Source organism: Candidatus Nealsonbacteria bacterium CG07_land_8_20_14_0_80_39_13 (assembly GCA_002779355.1).
Classification (GTDB): Bacteria; Patescibacteriota; Minisyncoccia; order Minisyncoccales.
Window position 1 is genome coordinate 13,559 of sequence record PEWS01000043.1, and the last position, 6,091, is coordinate 19,649.

The window sequence follows — 6,091 nt, forward strand, 5'->3', positions numbered from 1 at the left end:
AGGGTGATTGAATCATATTGGCTCGGCAATGAGCTTTTGAAAAAAGTAAATATATCCGATATAAAAAAACTCATTCTTAGGGAATTTACGAGAAAAGGACTGCTCTCTAAGGAGGAAGCGGAGAGAAGAGTTTCTTTAATTCCCCAAGGCGCGACTCCTCATCACAGTTTTCATGTTTTAGTTTTGGGTTCAATTACCGGCAGAGTAAAATTAGCCGGAAAATTATTGGATCATTGCCTTCCTCAATGGGGAAAGGTTTTAGAAATAAACAAAAAGGGGATTAAGGTTTTGTATAAACCGCTTAAGGTTAAAGGGAAAAAACTTTTCTTCAGCGAGCCGATCAAAAAAAGCGTTTCTTGTGATGAAGAGAATTTAAGATCGGAAAATGTGAAGAAGGGGGACGTGATTTCCTTTCACTGGAATCATTTCTGCCAAGTTATCAGCAAAGAACAGCAAAAAAACCTTTCAAAATACACCCTCCAAAACATCACCGCCCTCAACAAAAACTAGTGGACGGCGCAGGTGATACAGGGGTCAAAAGCGCGGATGAGCTTTTCAACCTCTTTTTTTTGCTCCTCATGAGGAAGTCCGGCCATTTTCTCAATCAATTCTTGCGCCTCCTTTTCCAAAGAAGCCAGATTCAATTGAGTTGGCGGAATAATATTGTAATTAACTATTTCTCCGGCAGGATTAATTTCCACTTCATGAAAAAGCATTCCCCTTGGCGCCTCAATCCAGGCCCTACCGATGGAATTTCCCGTTGGCGGAAGCGTAAGCTTTCTGGCTTGAGCATTTTCAATTTTCCCTTTCTTCAATAAAATAAGCAACCGCTCTATTTCTTCAAGAAAATGAAGGATTTCAATAGCTTGAGCCAGATTGTTATTGAAGGGATTTTTCAGATTTGGCCTTAGATTCTGAAAAACTTTTCTGGCTTTCAAGTTAAGATTTCCGGAATAATTATTAAGACGGGAGAGGGCGCCTACCTTGATCACGCTCCCATTTTCTAAAACTCCGAGTTTGGCCGGCTCTTTTTGAACAATCTCTTTAATTTCCTTTGAAAAATTACCCGGGTAAGAAGGATAACAGCTGTCTTCGGGGGTTGTGCACGCCAATTCAGTTTTTGTTTCCAGCTCGGGATATTCTTTTGATATTTGTGAAAAAAGTTTTATCAAATCATAGGATTCATCCGTAACATCAGAGATGGAATCCTTTACCGCCTCTAATTTTTCCATTTTCGGCAAAACATTAAAACCGTCTATGGCGCTATAAGCGGGAAAAGCGCTGGAACCGGAAATAATTTCCAAAAGCTCATCGGCCAATCTTTTAATAACGAGCATGGCATGAAATTCAGCCGGATATTTCACTGAAAGGTCAATGGATTTTTTTAATCCGGCGTAGTCAGGCAAGACAAGGAAGAAAAGATGCAGGAGATGGCTTTTTATGACCTGACCGGCCAACAGAATTTTTCTCAAAATTTTTGTTTCTTCCGATATCTTGATTTTCAGGGCGTCTTCTATAGCCGATAAAGAGCAAATATTATGAGCGGTCGGGCAAATTCCGCAAATGCGGGAAACGACAAAGGGCGCCTGCTTAAAATCCTTGCCTAAAAGTAATCCTTCAACCAAGCGCTCGCTTTCTTCAACTTTAAAATCAACTTTCTTTTTCTTAAAATCTATGAGCAGAGTCCCGTGGCCCTCAATTTTAGCCACGAAATCAGGAGAAACGACTTCCTCCCTTCTTGATTCAACTTTTTCATTTTTCAAGCTTTTCAAAAATTCCTGCAATTGCTCAACGTCAAAAGGACAGCCGGGGATGTCTTTATCAACCTTGATAAAATCGCTTACCGGCTTCAAAAACTTTCCCTTAAGTTTATAATCTTTGTTGTATATTCTCTTAGACAATTCTCTTCTTTTTTTAGCAGTGAGCAAAGCGAAAATGTTTCCGGTAATGGCGCAGGCGCCGATGGCAATGACTATTTTTGCCGTCTTTCTGATTTTTTTAAGCAATCTAGCTTGCTCTTCTGTGGTAATCGCTCCCTCTATTAAAGCAATATCAAAATCAGCCCTTCTTTCATCGGAAAGCAGTTTCCAGTTGGTGATTTCAAAATCCTGAAAGAGATCAAGCAGTTTTTCATTCAGAGAAAGGAAATTGAATTCACATTCCTCGCAACCGGTAAAGCCAAAAACGGCAATCTTCGTCTTGCTTTCTTTATTTATTTTTCCCATTTTAATATTTTTCTTCATTATTTAATTTTAGCACAAAAAGGCGAATTTGAATAAAGGTCTTTCCAGTTTAGCTCTTTTCGTGTTAAAATTTTAAATGTTCATTGCGGGATCGTCTAATGGTAGGACATCGCCCTCTGGAGGCGGTTATCTTGGTTCGAATCCATGTCCCGCAGCAGTAAAAACAACAGGGCGTCCTTCCCTGTAAACTTTTAAAATGAGACACAGATCGTTATCTTAATAAAGTAATTCTAAAAATATGAAAAAAATAATCTTAGCTCAATTTATAGTTTTGCTTGGGGGCACTCTCTTCGCTTGGGCGAACTTCATAATGGAGTTTTTAAAATGGACAGGCAAATCTGCCCGCACTACAGGGTGTGCGGGAGGTTTAGTTAATCCATTTCTGAGTTCTTGTTTTTACGGAGCAATATTTTTCACTATTGCGCTTATCTTAAGTATAATTATCTTAAAGAAAAGTCAGAAATAGCCAAGGTTCTAACATTACCCAAAGCCCACAGCCCTTATGAACCGCAGGGCGTCCTTCCCTGTAAAAACACCCCCTGTAAAAATTGCTTTTCGCCTATCGGCGGAAGCAATTTTTTGATAAAATGAGGTTATGGCAATTAAAAACCTTAGAGAAAACGAGTTCAAAAAAGGAGAAATTGTTGTTTGCAGAACCGCGAAAAACGAGGTGGAGTTAAGGGTGCGGATGGAAAAGGAAACGGTATGGTTAACTCAAAATCAAGTAGCTGTTCTTTTCAATATACAAAGACCGGCTGTTACCAAACACCTGAACAATATTTTTAAAACAGGCGAATTAAATAAAAATTCAGTTAGTTCCATTTTGGAACATACTGCGGCGGATGGAAAAACCTACAAAACCCAGTTCTATAATCTGGATGCAGTTATTTCCATTGGCTATCGTGTTAATTCAAAGCAAGCGACGCAATTCCGCATTTGGGCGACGAAAACTCTTAGACAGCATCTCTTGCAAGGATACACAATCAATGAAAAACGGCTTTTAGAGGCGAAGGAGAAATTCAATGAATTACAAAGCGCAATCAGTTTTCTGCAGGAGAAATCCAGAAAGGAAACGCTCACCGGACAAGAAGGGGAAATTCTTAATCTTTTGGCGCATTATGCCAAAACACTCACTTTACTGGGGGAATACGATAATGGAAAATTAAAAAATGCCAAAGGTGCGAAAACGAAATTTGTTTTGCTTCATGAGGATTGTTTACGAGTAAAGGAAGAGTTAAAAAAACAACTGATGAGTAAAAAGGAAGCGGGCGAATTGTTCGGTCAAGAGAGGGACAGCAGTTTTGAGGGTGTTATCAAGGGATTATATCAATCTTTCGGAGGAACAAAAATGTATCCGACCATAGAGGATAAGGCATCGCATATTCTTTATTTAATAATTAAGGATCATCCGTTTTCCGACGGCAACAAACGGACGGCGGCGTTTCTGTTCGTTTATTTTCTGGACAAATGCGGACATCTTTATAAGAAATCGGGAGAAAAAAAAATAAACGACAATGCCTTGACGGCATTGGCACTTTTGGTTGCCGAGAGCGATTCTAAAGAAAAGGACGTAATTATTGGAATTATAAAAAACTTGATAGAATGAAATTGTGGAAAATTTGAATTCAATTATAATCGCTGTGGCAATGAGCTTACTTGCCACTTGGTATATTTACAAAATATTCACCGGCAAGGTGAGACCGGCTCTTTCCACTTGGATTATTTTGTTTACAGGAACGTCTTTGAGTTTAATCACCTACCTACTGGCTTCCGATTGGAATTTTACGGGCAACTTCGTAAACGTTATGGACCCCCTAATCGATATGGCAATTATCCTGACTATTGTTTTCTGATCTAAGACGAAAATAAAATTTGATTCTTTTGAAAAATGGTATTTAGCGACTGGCGGTTTAATAACTTTATTTTGGATTCTCTCAAACAATCCCTTCGTTTCTAATCTTTTAATTCAGGCCTTAATTTTCGTAGCTTATTTCCCGACAATCCAGAAATTGATAATTGAAAAAACCAAAACAGAATCATATTTTTCATGGTCAATTATGATTTTTACCGGAGTAGTGGCTATTTTTCCGGTCGTGGTCAGCGGGAATCTGCTTTCCATTATTTACACCGGAAGAACAATATTAATGCCGTCAATCATCATCTTTTTGATGCTTATAATAAATAAAAATTCCGCCTTGGCGGATAAAAAATAAAATTATGATTACAATAGAAGATTTTCAAAAATTAGACATAAGGATCGGGAAAGTTTTATCAGCTGAAAAGGTTAAGGGAGCAGATAAGCTGATAAAATTAGAAATTGATTTTGGCGCCGAGAAAAGGCAGGTCGTCACAGGAATGGCTGAATTCTTCGCTCCGGATTATTTCGTAGGAAAACAAATTCCTGTTATTGTTAATTTAGAGCCAAGAACTTTAAAGGGGATTGAAAGCCAAGGAATGGTTCTTTCCGTTAATACAGGAGAGGAGTTGGTTTTTCTCCAGCCGGAGAAAGAAGTCCCCCTTGGCAGCATCATAGGATAAATTTATGATTAAAATAGTTTTAGCCACAATATCGCCATATCGCAAGGAAGCATTCGGTTATTTGGGAATTCCCTTTGAAGCAGAGGGAAGCAACGTGGATGAGTCTCAGATGGAAAGAAAAAATCCCGAAGAATTGGTAAGAAACTTATCCAAGCTGAAAGCAGAAGCGGTTGCCAAAAATCATCCAGAGGCCATTGTGATCGGAATGGATTCGGTTGTTTATTTTAATGGCAGGATATTGGAAAAACCAAAATCAAAAGAAGAGACATTCCAAAGGTTAAAAGATTTTTCCAATAAGAACCATAAATTCTATACGGGGATTCACATGATAAATACTGCTTCAGGAAAGATAATTTCAAAAATTGTTGCAACAGACGTTTGTGTAAGAGAACTTTCAGAAGAAGAAATCGGTAAATACCTTGACGAAGACCCTCGTTTCAATACTTACGCTTTAGGTTATGATCCGATAAAACATATCAGCTCGTCGTTTGTTAAGAGGATAGAGGGAAGCTATTATAATCTTCTGGGAGGCATTCCCTTGGAAACGATAATAGAAATGTTGAGGGAAATATGAAAATTACTATTTGTGGCAGTATTACGTTTCAAAATGAAGCGCTTGCTGTAAAAGAAAAATTAGAAAAATTAGGCCATAAAGTGGAAATGTGGCCATCAAGATTAAAAGATGGAAATGATCAGTTGATTTCAGTTACAGAGTATTACAGGATAAGGAAGGCAGGGGCTGATGACGAAAGATGGATTTGGGACAGGAAAGCAAAAGCTATTACAGCATTTTAATAAAGTTGTTTGGGCAGATGCTATCTTAGTTTTAAATTATGATAAAAACGGCGTTAAAAATTACATCGGCGGGAACACTTTGATGGAGATGGGACTCGCTTTCTTTCTGAAAAAGAAAATTTATCTTTTAAATCAAATTCCGGAGCTATCCTATAAGGAAGAAGTCTTAGGAATGAGGCCCATTATCCTCGGAGGAGATTTCAGTAAAATTTAAAGCAAAGGTATGGAGTCAGACAATAATCGATTAAAAATATGGCGAGAAAAAAAATAACGGACAATCAAATAGCTTTTTATCAATCACCGGACGGTTCGGTGAACATTGAAGTATTGTTTGCCGAAGAAAACATTTGGCTGACTCAAAAAAAATGGCCGAGCTTTTTAATTGCTCAACGGACAATATTTCACTTCATCTAAAAAATATTTATCAAGAAAAAGAAATTGACCGAAAATCAACTACCGAGGAATTCTCGGCAGTTCAAAAGGAGGGCGAAAGAGAAATTTCCCGAAAGTTCACT

The 6,091-nt window shown here is 38.1% G+C and carries 9 protein-coding genes, 1 tRNA gene and 1 pseudogene; 10 read left to right on the top strand and 1 reads right to left on the bottom strand.

The annotated features are described in order from the left end of the window. On the top strand, nt 1–510 hold a 510-nt coding region (locus tag COS96_03060), incomplete at its 5' end, for a hypothetical protein (protein PIU43691.1). On the opposite strand, the gene COS96_03065 is transcribed toward COS96_03060, so the two are convergent. Then, on the bottom strand, nt 507–2,243 hold the full coding sequence (locus COS96_03065; protein PIU43692.1) for a hypothetical protein: 1,737 nt from the start codon (nt 2,241–2,243) through the stop codon (nt 507–509). The genes COS96_03060 and COS96_03065 overlap by 4 nt on opposite strands. An 84-nt stretch (nt 2,244–2,327) precedes the next feature. Between COS96_03065 and COS96_03070 the strand changes: the two genes are divergently transcribed. From COS96_03070 to COS96_03110, 9 genes and pseudogenes are all read left to right on the top strand, one after another. After that, nucleotides 2,328–2,398 (top strand) — tRNA-Gln (locus tag COS96_03070). 83 nt (nt 2,399–2,481) lie between these two features. Then, on the top strand, nt 2,482–2,709 hold the full coding sequence (locus COS96_03075; GenBank protein PIU43693.1) for a hypothetical protein: 228 nt from the start codon (nt 2,482–2,484) through the stop codon (nt 2,707–2,709). A 129-nt stretch (nt 2,710–2,838) separates the two neighbouring features. Further along, nucleotides 2,839–3,849, top strand: a complete 1,011-nt coding sequence (locus COS96_03080) for a hypothetical protein (GenBank protein ID PIU43694.1) — start codon at nt 2,839–2,841, stop codon at nt 3,847–3,849. A 13-nt stretch (nt 3,850–3,862) separates the two neighbouring features. Continuing rightward, nucleotides 3,863–4,096, top strand: coding sequence for a hypothetical protein (locus tag COS96_03085; protein ID PIU43695.1), 234 nt, complete (start codon nt 3,863–3,865; stop codon nt 4,094–4,096). A gap of 156 nt (nt 4,097–4,252) precedes the next feature. Beyond that, a complete protein-coding gene (locus COS96_03090) occupies nt 4,253–4,456 on the top strand; it encodes a hypothetical protein (GenBank protein PIU43696.1) in 204 nt (67 codons plus the stop codon). Between the two features lie 4 nt (nt 4,457–4,460). Further along, the gene (gene metG, locus COS96_03095) at nt 4,461–4,781 is read left to right on the top strand and encodes a methionine--tRNA ligase subunit beta (GenBank protein ID PIU43697.1); all 321 of its coding nucleotides are present in this window, start codon (nt 4,461–4,463) and stop codon (nt 4,779–4,781) included. A 4-nt stretch (nt 4,782–4,785) separates the two neighbouring features. Continuing rightward, nucleotides 4,786–5,355 carry a septum formation protein Maf gene (gene maf, locus COS96_03100; protein PIU43698.1) on the top strand — a complete coding sequence of 190 codons (570 nt, stop codon included), beginning with the start codon at nt 4,786–4,788 and terminating at the stop codon, nt 5,353–5,355. Continuing rightward, the gene (locus COS96_03105) at nt 5,352–5,576 is read left to right on the top strand and encodes a hypothetical protein (protein ID PIU43699.1); all 225 of its coding nucleotides are present in this window, start codon (nt 5,352–5,354) and stop codon (nt 5,574–5,576) included. Before maf ends, COS96_03105 begins: the two co-directional genes overlap by 4 nt. Nucleotides 5,577–5,828: 252 nt before the next feature. Continuing rightward, nucleotides 5,829–6,091: pseudogene (locus COS96_03110) on the top strand (cell filamentation protein Fic).

Excerpts from the sequence above, each read along its gene's own strand:
- COS96_03065 (PIU43692.1), bottom strand. The coding sequence starts at position 2,243 with ATGAAGAAAAATATTAAAATGGGAAAAATAAATAAAGAAAGCAAGACG.
- COS96_03080 (PIU43694.1), top strand. The coding sequence starts at position 2,839 with ATGGCAATTAAAAACCTTAGAGAAAACGAGTTCAAAAAAGGAGAAATT.
- COS96_03105 (PIU43699.1), top strand. The coding sequence starts at position 5,352 with ATGAAAATTACTATTTGTGGCAGTATTACGTTTCAAAATGAAGCGCTT.
- maf (PIU43698.1), top strand. The coding sequence starts at position 4,786 with ATGATTAAAATAGTTTTAGCCACAATATCGCCATATCGCAAGGAAGCA.
- metG (PIU43697.1), top strand. The coding sequence starts at position 4,461 with ATGATTACAATAGAAGATTTTCAAAAATTAGACATAAGGATCGGGAAA.
- COS96_03075 (PIU43693.1), top strand. The coding sequence starts at position 2,482 with ATGAAAAAAATAATCTTAGCTCAATTTATAGTTTTGCTTGGGGGCACT.